The organism is Bacillus sp. UNC322MFChir4.1, from assembly GCF_000746135.1.
Lineage (GTDB): Bacteria > Bacillota > Bacilli > Bacillales > Bacillaceae_G > Bacillus_A.
Window position 1 is genome coordinate 101,946 of sequence record NZ_JQKQ01000011.1, and the last position, 19,217, is coordinate 121,162.

General features: G+C 37.7%; 14 protein-coding genes. 9 read left to right on the forward strand and 5 right to left on the reverse strand.

The features are described from left to right. Positions 1-2: 2 nt before the first annotated feature. Both BR72_RS04690 and BR72_RS04695 read right to left on the reverse strand, forming a co-directional pair. On the reverse strand, positions 3-1,664 hold the full coding sequence (locus tag BR72_RS04690) for a lactate permease LctP family transporter (protein WP_035430558.1): 1,662 nt from the start codon (positions 1,662-1,664) through the stop codon (positions 3-5). Between the two features lie 284 nt (positions 1,665-1,948). Beyond that, positions 1,949-3,085, reverse strand: a complete 1,137-nt coding sequence (locus BR72_RS04695) for a phytase (protein ID WP_035430678.1) — start codon at positions 3,083-3,085, stop codon at positions 1,949-1,951. Positions 3,086-3,390: 305 nt separating this feature from the next. Between BR72_RS04695 and BR72_RS26650 the strand changes: the two genes are divergently transcribed. Further along, positions 3,391-3,564: a hypothetical protein gene (locus tag BR72_RS26650; protein ID WP_177206940.1), complete on the forward strand. Its 174-nt coding sequence runs from the start codon at positions 3,391-3,393 to the stop codon at positions 3,562-3,564. Between the two features lie 172 nt (positions 3,565-3,736). Here the strand turns inward: BR72_RS26650 and BR72_RS04700 are convergent, their stop codons facing one another. Both BR72_RS04700 and BR72_RS04705 read right to left on the reverse strand, forming a co-directional pair. Beyond that, complete coding sequence (locus BR72_RS04700; RefSeq protein ID WP_035430559.1) at positions 3,737-4,228, reverse strand: metal-binding protein; 492 nt, start codon at positions 4,226-4,228, stop codon at positions 3,737-3,739. Between the two features lie 29 nt (positions 4,229-4,257). Beyond that, positions 4,258-4,623, reverse strand: coding sequence for a YkvA family protein (locus BR72_RS04705; protein ID WP_035430560.1), 366 nt, complete (start codon positions 4,621-4,623; stop codon positions 4,258-4,260). Between the two features lie 631 nt (positions 4,624-5,254). Between BR72_RS04705 and BR72_RS04710 the strand changes: the two genes are divergently transcribed. The 4 genes from BR72_RS04710 to BR72_RS04725 all read left to right on the forward strand — a co-directional run bounded on the left by BR72_RS04710 (position 5,255) and on the right by BR72_RS04725 (position 12,125). Next, positions 5,255-7,177: an LTA synthase family protein gene (locus BR72_RS04710; RefSeq protein WP_035430561.1), complete on the forward strand. Its 1,923-nt coding sequence runs from the start codon at positions 5,255-5,257 to the stop codon at positions 7,175-7,177. 239 nt (positions 7,178-7,416) lie between these two features. Then, on the forward strand, positions 7,417-8,289 hold the full coding sequence (locus BR72_RS04715) for a D-amino-acid transaminase (RefSeq protein WP_035430563.1): 873 nt from the start codon (positions 7,417-7,419) through the stop codon (positions 8,287-8,289). A 210-nt stretch (positions 8,290-8,499) separates the two neighbouring features. After that, on the forward strand, positions 8,500-10,530 hold the full coding sequence (locus BR72_RS04720) for an SH3 domain-containing protein (protein WP_051957221.1): 2,031 nt from the start codon (positions 8,500-8,502) through the stop codon (positions 10,528-10,530). A 386-nt stretch (positions 10,531-10,916) separates the two neighbouring features. After that, positions 10,917-12,125, forward strand: coding sequence for a NupC/NupG family nucleoside CNT transporter (locus BR72_RS04725; protein ID WP_035430564.1), 1,209 nt, complete (start codon positions 10,917-10,919; stop codon positions 12,123-12,125). Positions 12,126-12,452: 327 nt separating this feature from the next. Here BR72_RS04725 and BR72_RS27315 read toward each other — a convergent pair whose 3' ends face one another. Then, complete coding sequence (locus BR72_RS27315) at positions 12,453-12,587, reverse strand: hypothetical protein (RefSeq protein WP_090998998.1); 135 nt, start codon at positions 12,585-12,587, stop codon at positions 12,453-12,455. Positions 12,588-13,347: 760 nt separating this feature from the next. On the opposite strand from BR72_RS27315, the gene BR72_RS04730 reads away from it, so the two are divergent. From BR72_RS04730 to BR72_RS04745, 4 genes are all read left to right on the forward strand, one after another. After that, positions 13,348-14,205: a 3D domain-containing protein gene (locus tag BR72_RS04730; protein ID WP_035430565.1), complete on the forward strand. Its 858-nt coding sequence runs from the start codon at positions 13,348-13,350 to the stop codon at positions 14,203-14,205. 89 nt (positions 14,206-14,294) lie between these two features. Continuing rightward, on the forward strand, positions 14,295-14,609 hold the full coding sequence (locus BR72_RS04735) for a DUF3910 family protein (RefSeq protein WP_035430566.1): 315 nt from the start codon (positions 14,295-14,297) through the stop codon (positions 14,607-14,609). Positions 14,610-14,778: 169 nt separating this feature from the next. After that, positions 14,779-16,398, forward strand: a complete 1,620-nt coding sequence (locus BR72_RS04740; protein ID WP_035430567.1) for an SWIM zinc finger family protein — start codon at positions 14,779-14,781, stop codon at positions 16,396-16,398. Continuing rightward, positions 16,382-19,138 (forward strand): DEAD/DEAH box helicase, encoded by a 2,757-nt coding sequence (locus tag BR72_RS04745; protein ID WP_035430568.1) that lies wholly within the window; start codon positions 16,382-16,384, stop codon positions 19,136-19,138. Before BR72_RS04740 ends, BR72_RS04745 begins: the two co-directional genes overlap by 17 nt. Positions 19,139-19,217 lie beyond the last annotated feature (79 nt).

Sequence of the window (19,217 nt, forward strand, 5' to 3'; positions counted from 1 at the left end):
GCTTATGGAATCATCCAAGTTAAATAATAAGCTTGAATATATGTAATAATGCCGATAATTGTTACAAAGAATAAACTATGTTTCACTGTGAAGCGGAATAAATCCGATTCTTTCCCAGTAAGTCCAACTGCCGCACATGCAATTGCAATCGATTGCGGAGAAATCATTTTACCCGTTACCCCACCCGTTGTATTGGCAGCAACAAGCAATACTTCCTTCACACCTACTTGCTGCGCTGTAATCGCTTGTAGATTTGAGAACAATGCGTTTGCAGATGTATCTGATCCTGTTAAGAATACCCCAATCCAGCCAAGGAATGGTGAGAAGAATGGGAATAAGCTTCCTGTTCCCGCTAACGCTAATGCTAACGTTGAGGAAAGTCCAGAGTAATTTGCGATAAATGCAAAACCAAGTACTAATCCAATTGATAGAATTGGCATTTTTAATTCTTGCAACGTTTCCTTAAATGTAGCTACTGCTTGTTTTGGACTCATTTTTAAAACAAACATTGTAATGATACACGCAATCAAAATTGCTGTTCCTGTTGCCGATAAAATATCAAGCTTCAATACCGCTTCATACGGCGTCGGTTTATTAACGATCGGCTCCGCCTTCATGACTAAATTATGCAGACCCGGAACTTTAAACTTAAACACTAAACTTTCAAGCGCACCGCCTGGAACAAATAAATCCTTAAAGAATTTTTGACTCCAAATAACAACCATTACCGTTAAGATAATAAACGGTGACCATGCTTTTAAAACTTTTCCCATCGTTAACTGCATTGTAGAATCAGCCTCTACCGTTGCCGCTGCTTCAGCCTGTCCTTTTTCAGAACGGTAAATTTCTTTTGGCTGCCATACTTTTAGGAATAGCGCTAAACTGACTAAACTTACTAATGCTGATGTAATGTCTGGAAGCTCAGGTCCAAGATATGTTGCTGTAATAAACTGCGTAACCCCGAACGAGCCGCCTGCTACAAATAATGCAGGCCACGTTTGTTTCACACCTTTTAATCCATCCATTAAAAATACGATGAAAAACGGAACAAATAATGATAGAAGCGGCAATTGATGCCCAGCCATTTGTCCTACTTTATGAGGATCAATACCTGTTACTTGACCCGCTACTAAAATCGGAATCCCCATAGCTCCGAACGCTACCGGTGCTGTATTGGCGATTAAACAAAGTCCAGCTGCGTATAATGGATTTAAACCAAGTCCCGCAAGAAGCGCTGCTGTAATTGCTACCGGTGCTCCAAATCCAGCTGCCCCCTCTAAAAACGCGCCAAACGAAAAACCAATTAAAATAACAAGTAAACGATGATCACTTGTAATAGAAAGAACAGATGCACGAATAATATCAAACTGTCCTGTTTTCACCGAAATTTTGTATAAAAACACTGACATAACGATAATCCACGCAATCGGCCACAATCCATATGCAAATCCATAACCGGTTGCTGCCATCGCCATCGTAAATGGCATTTTATAAACGAAAAGTGCAATTATAACTGTTAATACAACTGTAATAAATCCCGCAACATAGCCTTTCATACGAAAAACTGCTAAAGCCAAAAAGAAAAATATAATCGGAATCATTGCAACTGCTGCCGAGATCCAAATGTTACCTAGCGGATCATAAGTTTGTGCCCATGTGCTCATAGTCCCTCTCCCTTTCCAATATCCCCTGTTTCCTAATAACCATATAAGTAGACCACCAGGTCATCATACCTTTACACCTAAAAATAAAACGTTTTAGGAAAACGTTTTCAGTAATGTGATATTTATACTTTATCATATTTTCCTTTATTTACAATCTAATTTTTCAAATTTTGTTCACAATTTGTTTGTTCACTATTTCACAAAAGTGATATGATTATATGTTATACCCATTATTTCTAAAAAAAGAACATTTCAATATACAATGAAATGTCCTTTTATTTCCCTTAACTATTTTGTCTAAATTTCAGTTTACGAGGGTCTACATTATTTTCTATCTGTAATTTTGAGTCAAATCCTTTTGCAATCTTTTTCCAATCCACCATTTTGAAGTTCTGATTTACTATTTTCCCGCGTTCTATATTTTCTCCATCCTGCGCTAGAAAAATGCCGTTTGGATATTTTTTTCCTAATCCAAAACTCATTACATCAATACCGTCTGTATCACTCGTTCCATCAGTATTTTTACCATCAACAATAGCAAAATTACCAATATACTCATTGTTACCTTTACGGTCATACACTGCATAAGTATTATTCCCCTGACTAGAAGCAATTAAATATCCTGTCCCATTTTTCCCATAATATATCGTCAAACCTTCAATATCCGCTGTTAAATGGTTTCCATCAGCACTATCTACCTTTGTAATCGGTTGTTTTCCTCCGTCTGGTTCCGCATTGAATTTCCAAATCGCAACATCTTCTTCACCGATATACATTGTTCCATACTCATCATCTGCTACAATTCCTTCTGATTGAGAACTTAACTTTAATTCACGTACTTTCTTTCCTTCTATTTTCCCTTTTCCATTGTCAAATAACTCATATTGCTCAAAAGTTCCGTCCTTCCCTACAACTAATGCATAAAAAACACCTGTTTTTTGACTATGATAGAGACTAAACCCATATACTTCTTTCATATTTGATTTAATGGGAGATCCCGTAATATTTTCTAATTCTCCTGTTTTAGAGTTTATCGCAAAAATATCGATTGTATTTGTAGAACGATTTGAAGCTGCTGCAATATCAATTTTTTTACCTCCAATGGGAAATCCATATCGTACATCAACATTATTTAGTTTCCCAAAATTATATGAATACAGCAGTTTTCCTTTTAAATCGTAGACAGATATCCCCTCTTCCTTATTCGTTCCAATAATCTTACTCTTTTCAGAATCATGAGGATGAACCCAAATTGCTGGATCATCCGCTGCATCACCCGCATTGGCAACTGCAGCTGTTTCTTCTTTTGCTTCCACTTTTACAAACTTTGAATGCCTTTGTTTCTCTTGAACACTCAGACTTGGAAATTCCCCAACCAAATCCGCCGCAGAATTTACTGTCGAAAATAATACACTCGTCATTAAAGCAGCTGTTGATATTTCCTTTAACATTTGTATTTCCCCCCTGAAAATAATAATTTCCTTTATCTTGTTAACGAGAACAGATGCACTTTTCTTGTATTATTTTATCGATTAATTTTTAATTATTTATGTATTTATTGTAAATTTTAGGAGAGGAAATTAGAGGTCCTATCGTAATCGAAATGATACGCCAGTTGTTAAAATTATCCACCAAAAATGAAACTGCTGTTTCCAGTTTATTTATGAATAGTAAAGTAACATCTTCTTATACTAAAGTAGAAAACTGACTTTAGGAGGAATAGCAAATGACTGACCAAAATCGAAATCAAGCCGCTATTGACGAAGGACGTAATAAAACAAAACGTGGCATTGAAGCAGCAAGTGACGCAATGCAAAATGCAATTGATACTGTTGAAAACGCTGGAAAAGCAGCTGTTGATCGTATTTCAGAAACAATGAAAGATGTCACAACTAGATAACAAGGAACAACGAGCTGACTAAAAATTTCACTTTTCGAGATGATTCAGCTCAGCCGATTGACTACTTGCGTGTCGAATATTGTCAAGGGGTCTTTATCCCGTGTCGAAGCGCCGATATATTTCAAAGAACAATCGATAACAAAAAAGCACTTGCAGTATGCAAGTGCTTTTACTATCTTCTTTTTCTCCGTTTGCGGCGCTTCATCTTTTTCCGCCTTGTATTGATGCTGTCCGCTACAATATGTAATGTACTAGCAGCTATAACGCCCAGTACAAACGTGAAAATTTCCACTTCATGTACCTTTGCAATCTCTACTAGCTTTCCTTCTAGCACCGTTTTATTTAACACATATAAAAATGGTGAGAAAACGAGAAGCATGTAGAGAAGACGAATTAAATCACCAATAATAATGGTATGAGTAAGCGGTGAGCGATGCGGCATCACAGTTTGATATGGATACCAAAAGATGCGAAGTAGTCCCCATTTCCGATAAGCGGAACTATGAATATCCAAATCCGGCGTTAAAAAGTACGTTCCAACGATAAATCCAATTACAAACATAAGTAAAAAATCAAAATTTGTTAACCCATAAGAGACGAGCATAAATAATACGATGGGAAGAGAAACTAAGTTTATCTTCGTGTGTGTTTTTCCTGACGGCATATCCCATTCCTTCTGTTAGACGTTTCACTTCATGAATCTAACTTTTGATCGATAAGTGACGTATCCACATCAGAACCAAACCATTCTCCCAGTTTTGTACGCGCTTGTTCTTTCACTTCTTCATCAACATACATAGAAGCTTGTATAAGTGCAGCTGTTAATGCCCCTAAGTCATCTGTATAACCGAGTCCAGCTACAAAGTCAGGAATCGCATCAATCGGTGCAATAAAGTACGCAAGAGAACCAATAATGACAAGCTTTACTCGTTTTGGAACATCTCGTTTTTGCAATACATAAAACAGTAACAAACTAGTATAAATGACTGAATGTCCCGCCTTAATTGCCGCATTTTTTACTTTATTCCAAAACGCTTCGACTGAAAAATTCTCCTTCACTATGAAATCTCCCCTCGTTATTTTCCCGCTATTTGCGGTCAATTTGTGACAAAATAAAGAAACTTATTTAGAGCGCTTCATTAGCAGGAAAACCCTCTGCTAATGGGAAATTCACATTATTTCTATATATACTACGTTTATTTACAACATAAGCAAACTTTACACACATACAATATAAGGTAAGTTCTAGCTTGGCTACGCTACTTATCATGTACCCTCATTATATCAAATAGACACGAAAAGAACAAGTGTTCGATTTCTGTTTTTAAAAATTTTTCAATAATATAATACTCACTTTCTCTACATATCCTTTGCCATTTTTGTTATATTTTTTAGTTGACGAGCATATAAACCAATGTTAAAGTTTTCACTGTCAGCTACAATGAAAAAGATACAAAAAATGTAAAATTCCAGTGTGTTCCTAATAGTCAATTTTTGTTGTATAATACAAAAATGACATTGTGCTTATGGAACAACATAGAGGCAGGAAAACAAAGGTATGCATAGTTCAAGTCATATATGGATGTACGAAAGAAAAAACTCTATTCATGGCAAAGAAAACTATGTATTTTTTATTTTAGCATTTTTCTCTCAAAATTGACCAAGCCTGATAGAGAAAGGGTGAAAATGGATGAAGGAATCTTTAAAATCACAATTTCAAAACGTGCGTTTTACTTTCTTTGTCGCCATTACATTATGGTTAAAAACGTACATTATTACACGTACTAGTTTCGACTTAAAATTAGAGTCTTTCATGCAAGAATTTATTTTATTTATTAGCCCGTTAGCAACATCATTATTTCTAGTGGGTCTTGCATTATTCGCAAAAGGAAAAAAACGAAATTATATTGCACTTGGAATCGACTTTGTTCTTACTATCGTTCTTGTCGGTAACGTAATGTTCTATGGTTTCTATAACGACTTCGTAACATTACCTGTACTGGGACAAACGTCAAACTTTGGTAGTCTTGGCTCTAGTGTGAAAGAGCTCTTTAACTACAAAATTGTCGTTGCGTTTGCTGATCTTATCTTCTTCTTTATTCTTTTAAAGAAAAAGAAAGAGTATGCAAAAACAGAGCGTATTTCACGTCCAATGCGCTCATTATATTTTGTATCAACAATTGCTATTTTCTTTGCAAACTTAGGGCTTGCAGAAACAGAGCGTCCTGAATTATTAACGCGCTCATTTGACCGCGTTATGCTTGTGAAAAACTTAGGTTTATACACACACCAAGTATATGATCTTGGTTTACAAGCAAAATCAAGTTCACAAAAAGCATTTGCAGATGGAAGTAAGTTGCAAGAAGCAGAAAACTATGTGAAGACAGTACAAGAAAAGCCAGACCCAAATATGTTCGGCGTAGCAAAAGGGAAAAACGTAATCGTTGTATCTCTTGAATCAATGCAAACATTCTTAATTGGTTCAAAAGTAAATGGTCAAGAAGTAACACCATTCTTAAACCAATTCGCAAAAGAAAGCTATTACTTTGAAAACTTCTATCATCAAACAGGCCAAGGGAAAACATCTGATGCAGAGTTTCTTGTAGACAACTCATTATATCCGTTAGATCGCGGCGCTGTATTCTTTACACACGGTAACAATGAATTTATTGCAACACCAGAAATCTTGCACAATCAAGGGTATTACACAGCTGTGTTCCATGCAAACAACGCAACGTTCTGGAACCGTAACATCGTATACCCAGCACTTGGTTACGATCGTTACTTTAATGAATTAGATTATAAAATTACTCCTGAAACGAAATTAGGTTGGGGTTTAAAAGATATTGAGTACTTCGATCAATCAGTGGATATGTTAAAAAATATTAAGAAACCGTTCTATACACGTTTCCTTACATTAACGAACCATTATCCATTTGATTATGATGATGGAACAAAATTAATTGAGCCTTATAACTCTGGTGACGGTGTATTTGACCGTTACGTAGTAACAGCTCGCTATTTAGATGAAGCTTTAAAACACTTTATTGAACGTTTAAAAGCTGAAGGTCTTTACGATAACTCTGTTATTGTATTTTATGGTGATCACTATGGTATCTCTGAAAACCATAACCGTGCAATGGCACAGTTCTTAGGAAAAGAAGAAATTACAACATTTGACCATATGAACTTACAACGTACACCGTTCTTCATTCACGTTCCTGGTCAAAAAGAAGGTAAAACAATTACAGCACCTGCTGGAGAAATTGATGTAAAACCAACAATTCTTAATTTACTAGGTGTTGATACAACAAACGATATTCATTTCGGACATGACTTGTTCGCGCCAGATCGCAAATCATTTGTCGTATTACGTGATGGAAGCTTCGTTACAGATCAATACCTTTATACAAATAGCACATTCTATAATCGCCTGACAGGTGAGGTTGCACAAGTACCAAAAGATGAAGCACAAGCAATGGTTGACCGTGCTCAAAACGAATTGCACATGTCAGATAAGATCATTGAAGGTGACTTACTTCGTTTCTTTGAAGGCAACAAAACAAAAACAGGTACAATCAAAACTGCAATTAAAGAAAAAAGCGCTGAGTAATCAGTGCTTTTTTTATAGTTGCGCAACCATTACACAACCTTCACCAAAATTTTACATAAAATTCATGAAACATCTCTATAATAAAACATGTAAGCTTTGTCCCTAACAAACAAGCTACCCTCCTTTATGCAACGTTCTATGATAGAACGTTGCTATTTTTTATATCATAAAGCAGGATTCTTTCTTTCAACCTTCGAATTTGTATGTGCAAACACTACTTGGAGAAGGAAGGGGAAAACATGAAGTATGAACGCTTTGTATTATGGAATGGAAAAATGATTGATACAGCAAAAGAACAACCTCATATTGATATAGAGGAGCGCGGTCTACAGTTCGGTGATGGCATATATGAAGTTATTCGTATTTATAAAGGTACTTTGCACTTATTAGATCCACACATAACAAGGTTATACCGCTCCATGGAAGAAGTTGAGTTGTCCCTTACCCTTTCAAAAGCTGAGCTTATCTCATTCTTATACGAACTACTTGAAAAGAATCAATTTCAAGAAGATGGCATCATTTATTTACAAATTTCCCGAGGTGTCAATCCTCGTGTTCATGCCTTCTCTTTTGATACTACTCCAACTATTTATGCTTACATTCGAAAAAAAGAGCGACCTGCTTTATGGATTGAATATGGAATTCGTGCGATAACAGAGCCCGATATTCGCTGGCTTCGCTGCGATATTAAGTCATTAAATTTGTTACCTAATATACTAGCTAATACGAAAGCAGAGCGAAGAGGCTGCAAAGAAGCTCTTCTCGTTCGAAATGGCATTGTCACAGAAGGTAGTCATTCTAACTTCTTTCTTGTGAAAAACGGCAAACTATACACTCATCCTGCAAATCATCTCATTTTAAATGGTATTGTTAGGCAATATGTTATATCACTTGCCCATACATTACATATTTCCCTGCATGAAGAATTATTTGGCATTCATGATGTGTATAAAGCAGATGAATGCTTCTTTACAGGCACAACCTTTGAAATAATGCCACTTACCCATCTAGATGGAACCCCTATTCAAAACGGGCAAGTAGGCCCGATCACAAAATTACTACAGAAGACATTTATGCAAAGCTTTTCTACTTCTAACGCCTTTTTATCTTAAAAACGAATAATAATACATCTATTTATTATTAATATATAGATTTAGTTCCTAAAATAAGGTGCAAATGAATTAGCACCCTTCTTTTTTATCCTTTTTACCATATATGGATTTTCCTATATGCATTGACATCAGTCGACAACCACTTTAGAATTTTTATAGTTGGTAATTTTTTCATCACCTAAAATACAGACAGAAAGGAATCGACAAACTATGAAAAAATATCTTGCTGGTCTTGCAGCAGTGTCTGTAGCAGGTGCAGCAGCCCCGGCAATGGGCACAGTTCAGGCAGAAACAACTGGACAAAATGCACAACAACCTGCAGCACAAACAGAACAAACAACTAAAGTAGCTCCAAAAAGCGACACAAAATACACAGTAAATGCAGACGTATTACGCGTTCGTACGGGTCCTAGCACAGATTATGACATTACTTCTCGTGTGTATGAAGGACAGAAACTAGACGTAATTGGACAAGAAAACGGCTGGTATAAAATACAATATAACGGAAAAGTCGGCTACGTTAGCGGCGATTTTGTAAATACAGGCTCTTCATCACAAGGCAACTCAACTATTCAACCAGCAAGCGGAAATTATACAGTAAATGTATCTTCCCTTCGTGTTCGTACAGGCCCTAGCACATCACACACACAATTAGGCTCTATACATAAAGGACAAGTTGTACAAGTCATTGGTGAAGTAAAAGATTGGTTCAAAATTAACTACGGTGGACAAAACGCTTACGTTAGCAAAGACTATGTAACAAAAGGCGGTTCTGACGCTAACGTTGTACAAGATAAACAACAACAAAATAACAACAATGTTACAGTTCAAACAGGCGGTACATATGTTGTAAATGCTACATCTTTACGTGTTCGTACAGGCCCAGCTACATACCACAGTATCATTGGTGGCGTATTAAACGGTCAAACATTAAACGTTATTGGTGCTGAAAATGGATGGTTCAAAGTAAAACATAATGGAAATACAGGTTATGTTAGCAGCGAATTTGTGAAATTTGTTAAAGGCGGTACTTCTAATCCGTCAACAAACAACAATAACAACACTTCATCTCAAGGAAGTGGAGACTATTACATCAATGTGAGCGCACTAAATGTACGCAGCGGCGCTGGAATGGACTACGGTATAATCGGTTCACTGCCGCAAGGACAAAAAGTACAAGTACTTGCAGACGAGTATGGTTGGAGCAAAATTAGCTATAACGGCCGCACTGGCTATATAGGAACTCGTTACTTATCTAAAACACCTGTAAGTGGTGGACAAGGTAATACTTCAACTCAAAAACCAGTTGAAAACAACAACAATAATAACAACACTTCAAATCAAGGAAGTGGAGACTATTACATCAATGTGAGCGCACTAAATGTACGCAGCGGCGCTGGAATGGACTACATGATAATCGGTTCACTGCCGCAAGGACAAAAAGTACAAGTACTTGCAGACGAATATGGTTGGAGCAAAATTAGCTATAACGGCCGCACTGGCTATATAGGAACTCGTTACTTATCTAAAACACCTGTAAGTGGTGGGCAAGGTAATACTTCAACTCAAAAACCAGCTGAAAACAACAACAATAATAGCAACACTTCAAATCAAGGAAGTGGAGACTATTACGTGAATGCAAGCGCACTAAATGTACGTAGTGGTGCTGGAACAAACTACGGTGTAATCGGTGCACTGCCACAAGGACAAAAAGTACAAGTACTTGCAGACGAATACGGCTGGAGCAAAATTAACTACAACGGCCGCACTGGCTATGTAGGAACTCGCTTCTTATCTAAAACACCTGTAAGTGGTGGACAAAACAATAAGCCAGCTGAAAACAATAATAACAATAACAACAATAATAACAATAACTCTCATGATACTTCATCACTACTTTCATACGCACAATCAATGGAAGGTGTTCCATATGTATGGGGTGGCACTTCTGCAAACGGCGTTGACTGCAGTGGTTACATTTATCATGTATATAAAAAGTTTGGTTATTCAATCAGCCGTCAAAGCGTAGCTGGATATTGGAGCAGCTTCCAACATACATCTAACCCGCAACCAGGCGACTTGATTTTCTTCAAAGACACATATAAATCTGGTCCATCCCATATGGGTATTTACCTTGGTGGCGGCAGATTTATTCAAGCTGGGGACAATGGAGTTAAAGTAGCATCATTAAGTAACTCTTATTGGAGCAGCCATTTCTTAGGATATTCTAAGCCTTATTAATTAATAGTTTAAGAGCCTTCTAGATTACTAGAAGGCTTTTTTGTATAAAAGATTTTAATAGACCTTTTCTTTTAGGGGAAGGCGAGAGCGGCTTAGATAATGAAAGATCTACATACTCCCCTTTTTTAGATGGATGAGAGCATCTGGCCATGCATAGTAGCTTAGATTTTATTCCTTCCACATACATTTTGTTCCGCATGGCTGCACTTATAAAACTGCTTTATATAATATGTTTACTCCAGTATTGTTTTCCTATTCTGACTTATTCGTAGACGTTTGACCTCTGATGTCTGGTGTGATAAGTTACATAAGATAATATTTTCAAGGAAACGGAGCAGTTCTGCTATTTGTAATGTTCCGACAATTCAGAGAGGAGATTTACAAGCATGAATGTTTTATGGGGAATTGGCGGCGTGCTTGGAGTTTTGGTAATCGCAATTTTACTTTCTTCCAATCGCAAAGCTATTAATTGGCGCACAATTTCAATTGCGCTTGCACTTCAAATTACTTTCTCCTTCATCGTTTTAAGATGGGGCGCAGGAAAAGCGGCTTTAAAGCATGCTGCTGACGGCGTACAAACTCTTATTAATTTCTCGTATGAAGGAATTCAATTCGTTGTTGGTGGTTTAGCTAACGCAAAAGGGCCTTGGGGCTTCGTCTTTGTTATTCAAGCATTACTTCCAATTGTATTTATTAGTGCACTCGTAGCCGTATTATATTATTTTGGTATTATGCAATGGTTTATTACGATTATTGGCGGCGGGTTAAGCAAACTTCTTGGAACTTCAAAGACAGAAAGCTTAAATGCTGTTACAACTGTTTTCCTAGGACAATCGGAAGCACCAATTTTAATTAAACCTTACTTAGATCGCGTAACAAATAGTGAATTCTTCACTATTATGGTTAGCGGTATGACATCTGTTGCCGGATCTGTTCTTGTTGGTTATGCGGCAATGGGAATTCCGCTAGAGCATTTACTTGCAGCTGCTATTATGGCTGCACCTTCAAGCTTATTAATTGCAAAACTAATGATGCCTGAAACAGAAGAAGTAAATAATGATGTACAACTTTCTACAGAGCGTACAGATGCAAACGTTATTGACGCAGCAGCGCGCGGTGCATCTGAAGGGATGCAACTTGTTATTAACGTTGCAGCAATGCTTATGGCATTTATCGCGTTAATCGCTGTATTAAACGGTCTACTAGGATGGATCGGTTCTTGGTTTGATATTAAACTAAGCCTTGATCTAATTTTCGGTTACATCCTTTCTCCATTTGCTATACTAATCGGGGTTCCGCCTCATGAAGCGATTCAAGCTGCTGGTTACATCGGACAAAAACTTGCAGTAAATGAATTCGTTGCATACGGAAACTTAGCTAAGCATATGGCAGAGCTTTCTGATAAAACAAACATTATTTTAGCGTTTGCAATTTGCGGATTCGCAAACTTCTCATCTATTGCTATTCAATTAGGTGTGACAGGTACACTTGCACCTTCACGCCGTCAACAAATTGCACAGCTAGGAATTAAAGCGGTAATCGCAGGTACACTTGCAAACTTCTTAAACGCTGCTGTAGCAGGCATGATGTTTTAACTAATAAACAAAATCCATCTTAAGTTGCATTTTTCACTTAAGATGGATTTTTTATTTTCACTTCTTTCTTATATATATCCATTTCATTTTTTCAACATCTAAATCGCTGCTATGCACGGCCAGATGCTCTCGTCCCCTTAAAAAGAAAAGGGTTTTATATTATTACTCAATAAGAAAAAAAATAAGCGCAGAGCTGCCGTATGCCCTGCGCTTATTTTAGCCGTAAAACTTATATATCGAACTAATACCCCTTAGTTGAAAGTTACTTCACGCCCATCCCCCAATGAACGTAATACTTTCTTATCATACTTACGAAAAAAGTGGATACTACTTTTGTGAGACAAGTTGCTTTTCTTGTCCTTCTATAGCTTTCTCCATTTTCTGCTCTGCGTTTTCATGTACCGCTCGATGTGTAGTACGCTTTAAACAAATATGTTTCCACTTTCGTTCGTAACGTTTCATTATTCTTGATGTCCTCCCCTTGATTGCCATGAAACCTAAATTGGAATCGCTTACACGAAATAATATAGCACATTTAAAAAGAAGTAACAACACATTTTCGACAATTTTTTGTCAATATCATGCAAAATTAAATATCCCATGGCTAATGATGCCTCTAACTCGTTCAATCTGCCTTCTCAATTGCAATCATAAAAGACAGTTATTATTTCATTTTGTAACATCGCTGCTATGCACAACCCAATACTCTCGTCCTCCTCCAAAAAGAAAGAGGTTTTTAAATCGTTTTTTTAACTTATATATAGAAATATTATTAATTCCCCCCCTCTCACATACTATTACAGGATTGAAACAAGCCCATTTTGTTCTATGACAGCCTCCTTTTTTGTAACAATTAAATGATGATTTTTCTTAAAATCGGGCTATAAATTGTGAAAAACAACACAAATACGTTATATTTTCATAACTATATTACTTATAAATTAATAAAATCCTTTATTTATGCAACACTCCCATAATAACTTTGTAATATGAGCGAAACACGATTAACCGCTTTGCAATATCTTATTTCTCTTTTCTAATCCGTAAAGATGTAATAGAATCCCTTAAAACATAGGAAAAGAGCGTTTTCTTTATACTTCTTTTCATATTACAAATTATTAATGAACTGTTACGAATGGTTTGTAATTGTGTGATTTCCCATTTTCTCAAAAAATCTGTTGCTATAATGAGGACACGAAAACAAAAGCATTGGAGGCTATTCATGAAAAAGTTACTTGGTATAGCAACAGCAGCAGTTTTTGGTCTTGGGATTTTCACTTCTTCTGCACAGGCAGAAACAGTTGTTACAACAGACGTACTAAACGTACGAGAAAACCCAACTATTGAATCAAAAGTTGTAGGAAAAGTACTAAATGGTAATAAATTAGATGTTAAAAATACAGAAAACGGTTGGCTAAAAGTGAACCTAAATGGTAAAGAAGGATTCGTAAGCGCAGAATTTACGAAAAACATCTATTATGTAACAGCAAACGTATTAAACGTACGTGCTGATGCAAACACAAACTCAGAAATTTTGGGTACATTAAAGAAAGATGATGTGATCGAAACAACACATCAAGTTCAAAACGAATGGTTACAATTTGAATATAACGGAAAAACAGCTTATGTAAATGTTCCTTACTTAACAGGTAATGCACCTGTCGTAACAGCACAAGAACAAGCACCTGCTCCAGCAAAAGCCGGGTCGGCTCAACCAGCTCAAGCCCAAAAAACGCAGGCTGCTACAGAAACAAAAGCTGCTCCAGCTAATGGCCGTGAATTAACAGTTGTTGCAACTGCTTACACAGCTAACCCAAGCGAAAATGGCGGCACACATGGCGGTCGTGTATTAACTGCAATGGGTCATGACCTAACAGCAAATCCAAATATGAAAATGGTTGCTGTTGATCCGAAAGTAATTCCACTTGGATCAAAAATTTGGGTAGAAGGATACGGCGAAGCAGTTGCTGGTGATACTGGCGGTGCAATTAAAGGAAATCGTATCGACGTCCTAGTAGGCTCTGACAGCGCTGCAAACAAATGGGGACGTAAAACTGTAAAAGTGAAAATTTTAAACTAATTACTATTGTTGCTAAAAAGGCGAGCCAGCTCTCATCAGTTGAGAGCTGGCTCTTATTTTATTTATAATAGAAAAAAGGAGGAATTCATATGAATATAAACGCAAACGTTGACTGGATTGGTACACCAACTCCATATATATATAAAGATGCCGTTACATACGATGCAACTGCCATTGATTTTTCATTAGAACATGATGATAACCGCTATAGACTCATCATTTTACAGCGCGGCGAAGACGTAGAATACAAAATCATACAATATGGCGTCAAGCCTGGTAACCAAAAGCCATTTCCAATCGATACTGGCTACCACTTCAAAAATAAAACGATTCCTTTAATCGAAATGATTTTACAAGATCCTTATGTACAAAGCATATTGCAACAAAAGACTACCTCTTCTTAAAAGAGATAGTCTTTTTCGTTGAATGAAAGAGAAAAAATTAGGAGATAACTGCCCATAAGAGCCTAGTTCATTTAACTACTCCCCACCGTGGGAAATGAACAAAACACCCACTGAGGGAAGTTTCACCTTATAATAGAAAAGAAGGAAATCTTTTGCGCGGAGGAACATTATGCTGCAACATTCAATTACGAAAGATGAAATTATGGAAATTGCCAATGAGTTTTTGAAAGGACTCGACCCACAGCAAGCGGCTGACAAAGAACAAGTATCAAATGCACTTCAGCTCTATCGTAGTGGCCTCGTGTATAACGTTGATTTCGATGGATATACATTATCAGGAACAGTCGAACATGACGGGGATATTTATAGTGTAAATATTCCGATTCGAAATGTGTCCGAAAGTTATTGTGATTGTTTTTCACCAACGCAATGTGAGCATATGTTCGCCGTATTACTATATGCAGCTTCAAGCTTTGGGCAAGTGGGAGACATTCTAACTTTATTTAAGAAAAAAACGAGGCCGGTGCTCCCGCCTATTCGCACAGCGCGGCAAATGCTGCAAATGAACGATTTTACGGATACAAATTATGAAAGCTGGCTTCCGTACTTTGAATCTGAGTACGATACATTTGTTAAAGAACACGCACGTCTTTCATACAAACAAATGTATTTTCTGATGAACATTTTCACGGAGTTCTATATGAAACTGGAACGAAAAGCACCGCGGATTGTTACAGTTCACGAATTATTTAAACTGAGTGCAGCACTCTTTACTTTTCAGAAGCTACTGAAAGAGATTGAAACATTTGAAGCAGATAAAATCTATTCTTATCATCAACAAATCAATATTGTACAACTCTTTGTGAATAAAATAGAGAGTATTGTACAAGATTTGAAAGCTGAACCATTTCAAGATGCACTCCAGCCATTTCTGCACCACATCGCTGAAATGCTGCATACAATATTCTTCTCTGCCCCTTCTTATACACAGGAGCGATTTTTTATTTATCGCCACCTATGGGGAGAGCTGTTCGTAGAACCGGATTGGATACTGGAAGAACAAAAACGGATTGAAACAAAAATACATCCATTATCAAAAGCACTTGCATCCGCTCATCTTCTCTTTCTACAGCGAAAAGATAAAGAGGCAATGGATGTACTAAGAGCACAGCCACCACAAGTTGTTGGCCTTTACTTTGATTGGCTTGAAGATTTATTAAGTTCCATGCAGTGGGAGCGGGCAAAAGGATGGCTGTCCTTCACTTACAAGCGAGTGAAAGAAACGATAACGACCGAGCACGATCCTTACTTTGTGAAAGATGTTGTCCGTTTATTTATGATGATGTATGAAACATATGCAACGCATACGAATGAACAAGCTGGCTATGAGATGATTCTTCAAGAATTATTACCATATAGCTTCACCAGCTATGAGCAATATGTACTCGCTAAAAGACAATATCACACATGGACAGAACTCCATTTACTATATGGATTTGAATCCATTGAATTGTTAAAAGAAGTATTAAAAGAAGTTGAAAAAGAAGCGCCGGAAGCTGCTCTTCCGCTCTATCATTATGCTGCAATGCAAGCGATTGAAGAAAAGAATCGCAAATCGTACCGCAGAGCTGTTCGCTACTTAAAAAAACTAAGAACACTATATAAAAAGCTCAAACGGGTAGATGAATGGGAGTCTTTCATTATGATTATTGCTTCCTCTCACTCACGACTGCGAGCTTTACAAGAAGAACTGCGGAAAGGGAAGTTGATCCATGACAACATTAATTGACATTATCATTCGGCTCGAACGAATGAACCAAAACTGGTTTCTTTGGGCAGAGGATGAAACAGGGAACAGTTTGCCTGTAAGCAGTTGGAAACAACATGCGTTCACATGGCACTCCTCTTCTTTCTATGGAACACTTTTGCAAGAAGGAACATATGAACAGCGGAGCGGTATCATTTTAAACGCTACTCAAGCATTTGAATATATCGCGAAAAAACCGGTAAATTCATTTACGAACTTACAAACAAGTGCAGCCATTAGCGAACTCGCGCCAATGGCCGAAAAAATGTGGGAGGCTTACAGGGTAGGAGACTTCATTCCAGATATAAAGCAATGGCATCAATATCCTTCCTGGAAAACCGCTCATGAAGAAATAGTAGATGAAACGGTGCAAGCCCTGTTTTCAGATGCAATTAATGAAACGCTTCGCCATCAGACTCGTTCTGGCACAGCATGGGAAGATGCACAGCGCTTATATGAGCATTATGACTTTACGATAAGACAGCTTGAAACAGCCATTCATGAAGACGATTGGCTACGTAAAATTGGCTATATCGAAGACGATCTACCATTTACAGTTGGACTTCGTCTTCAAGAACCGGAGAATGATTTTGAAACGTGGCAGCTTGAAACCATATTAACACCAAAGCGCGGCACTCAACGAATATACGTATATACCGATTCTGAATCATTGCCGAAACGATGGTTGAAATATGAAGAACGTATTACGGAAACGCAAGATGGTTTCGGCAAACTCGTACCTTGGTTAATGGAAGACGATCTATTTCGAAGTGAATTACACGAAACGGAAGCATGGCGCTTTTTAACAGAAGCCAGCAATGAATTGCTAGCAGCTGGTATTGATATTTTACTACCATCATGGTGGCAAAATTTAAAAGCCAATAAACCAAAGCTGCGCATCCAAGTGAAACATAATGCAAAGGCAGGGCAAGCATTCTTTGGCATGAATACGCTCGTAGATTTTAACTGGCGTATTTCTACAAACGGCATCAATTTATCAGAGGCCGAATTTCTCGCGCTCATCGAACAAAACAGACGTCTCATTCATATAAACGGACAATGGATGAGGCTTGACCCTGCCTTTATCGAAGAAGTGAAGAAACTGATGAAGAAAGCAGACAAATACGGCCTTGAAATGAAAGACGTTGTGCAGCAGCGATTACTTCGCGGAGCAGAAACAGAAGTAGTTGAAGAAGAAAGTCCATTTGCAGATATGGAAATCGAACTCGATGATTATTATGATAAGTTATTCGACAGATTGCTGCACATTGGAGAGATTCCATCTATACAAATACCAGCTTCCTTGCAAGCAACATTAAGACCATACCAACAGCAAGGAGTTGAGTGGCTCCTCTATTTACGAGAGCTTGGATTTGGTGCGTTATTAGCCGATGATATGGGACTTGGAAAAAGCATCCAGACAATTACTTACTTACTCTATATAAAAGAACACAACCTAAAAACAGGACCCGCACTTATTGTGGCGCCTACATCTGTTCTCGGTAACTGGCAAAAAGAGTTCGAGCGCTTTGCACCGAGCTTACAAGTGAAACTCCATTACGGCGGCAACCGGGCCAAGGGAGAAGATTTGTCCACTTTTATGCAAGATGCCGATGTAATTTTGACATCCTATGCACTCACACAGCTTGATGAAGAAGAGCTCGGCTCACAGCGCTGGGATGCAATTATTCTCGACGAGGCGCAAAATATAAAGAATCCGCATACGAAACAATCGCGTGCTGTTCGAAAGTTGCAAGCAAATCATAAAATCGCTTTAACAGGAACACCGATGGAAAACCGTTTATCAGAATTATGGTCGATCTTTGACTTTCTGAACCATGGCTATCTTGGTAGTTTACCGCAGTTTCAGCGCCGTTTCGTAACGCCGATTGAAAAGGACCGCGATGAAACAAAGATTCAGCAAGTGCAGCGCTTAATCGCACCGTTCTTACTGCGCCGCACGAAACAAGATAAATCAGTTGCCTTGAACTTACCAGATAAACAAGAGCAAAAAGCATATTGTCCGTTAACGGCGGAACAAGCATCGCTTTATGAACAACTCGTTCAAGATACGTTAAAGAATGTGGAAGGATTAACAGGCATTGAGCGCCGCGGTTTTATTTTGCTCATGTTAAATAAACTAAAACAAATTTGTAACCATCCTGCTCTCTATTTAAAAGAAGATGCGCCAACAAACTTAGCCAATCGTTCTATGAAAATAGAAACATTATTAGAACTCGTTGAAAACATACGGGATCAGCATGAAAGCTGCCTCATTTTCACGCAGTATATTCGAATGGGAAATATGCTGAAAACATTGCTTGAAGAACATTTTGGAGAGCGCGTCATCTTCTTGAACGGAAGTGTACCGAAGAAAGAGCGCGATAAAATGATCGAACAGTTCCAAAGCGGACAACATGGCATCTTCCTGCTCTCTTTAAAAGCGGGCGGAACAGGACTAAACTTAACCGCAGCCAACCATGTGATTCATTACGATCGCTGGTGGAACCCTGCCGTTGAAAACCAAGCGACAGACCGCGCTTATCGCATCGGTCAAAAACGATTTGTCCATGTGCATAAACTCATTACAACAGGAACACTTGAAGAAAAAATTGATGAAATGCTCGAGCGAAAACAATCGCTCAATAATGCGATTATCACTAGTGAAAACTGGATTACAGAACTATCCACAAACGAACTGAAAGAACTATTAGGAGTATAGACAATCGTGTCGCACGGTGTCCAAGCACCGTTATATCCAAAAAACGCCACCATATAAAAAGGAGCTGAAATATTAATAT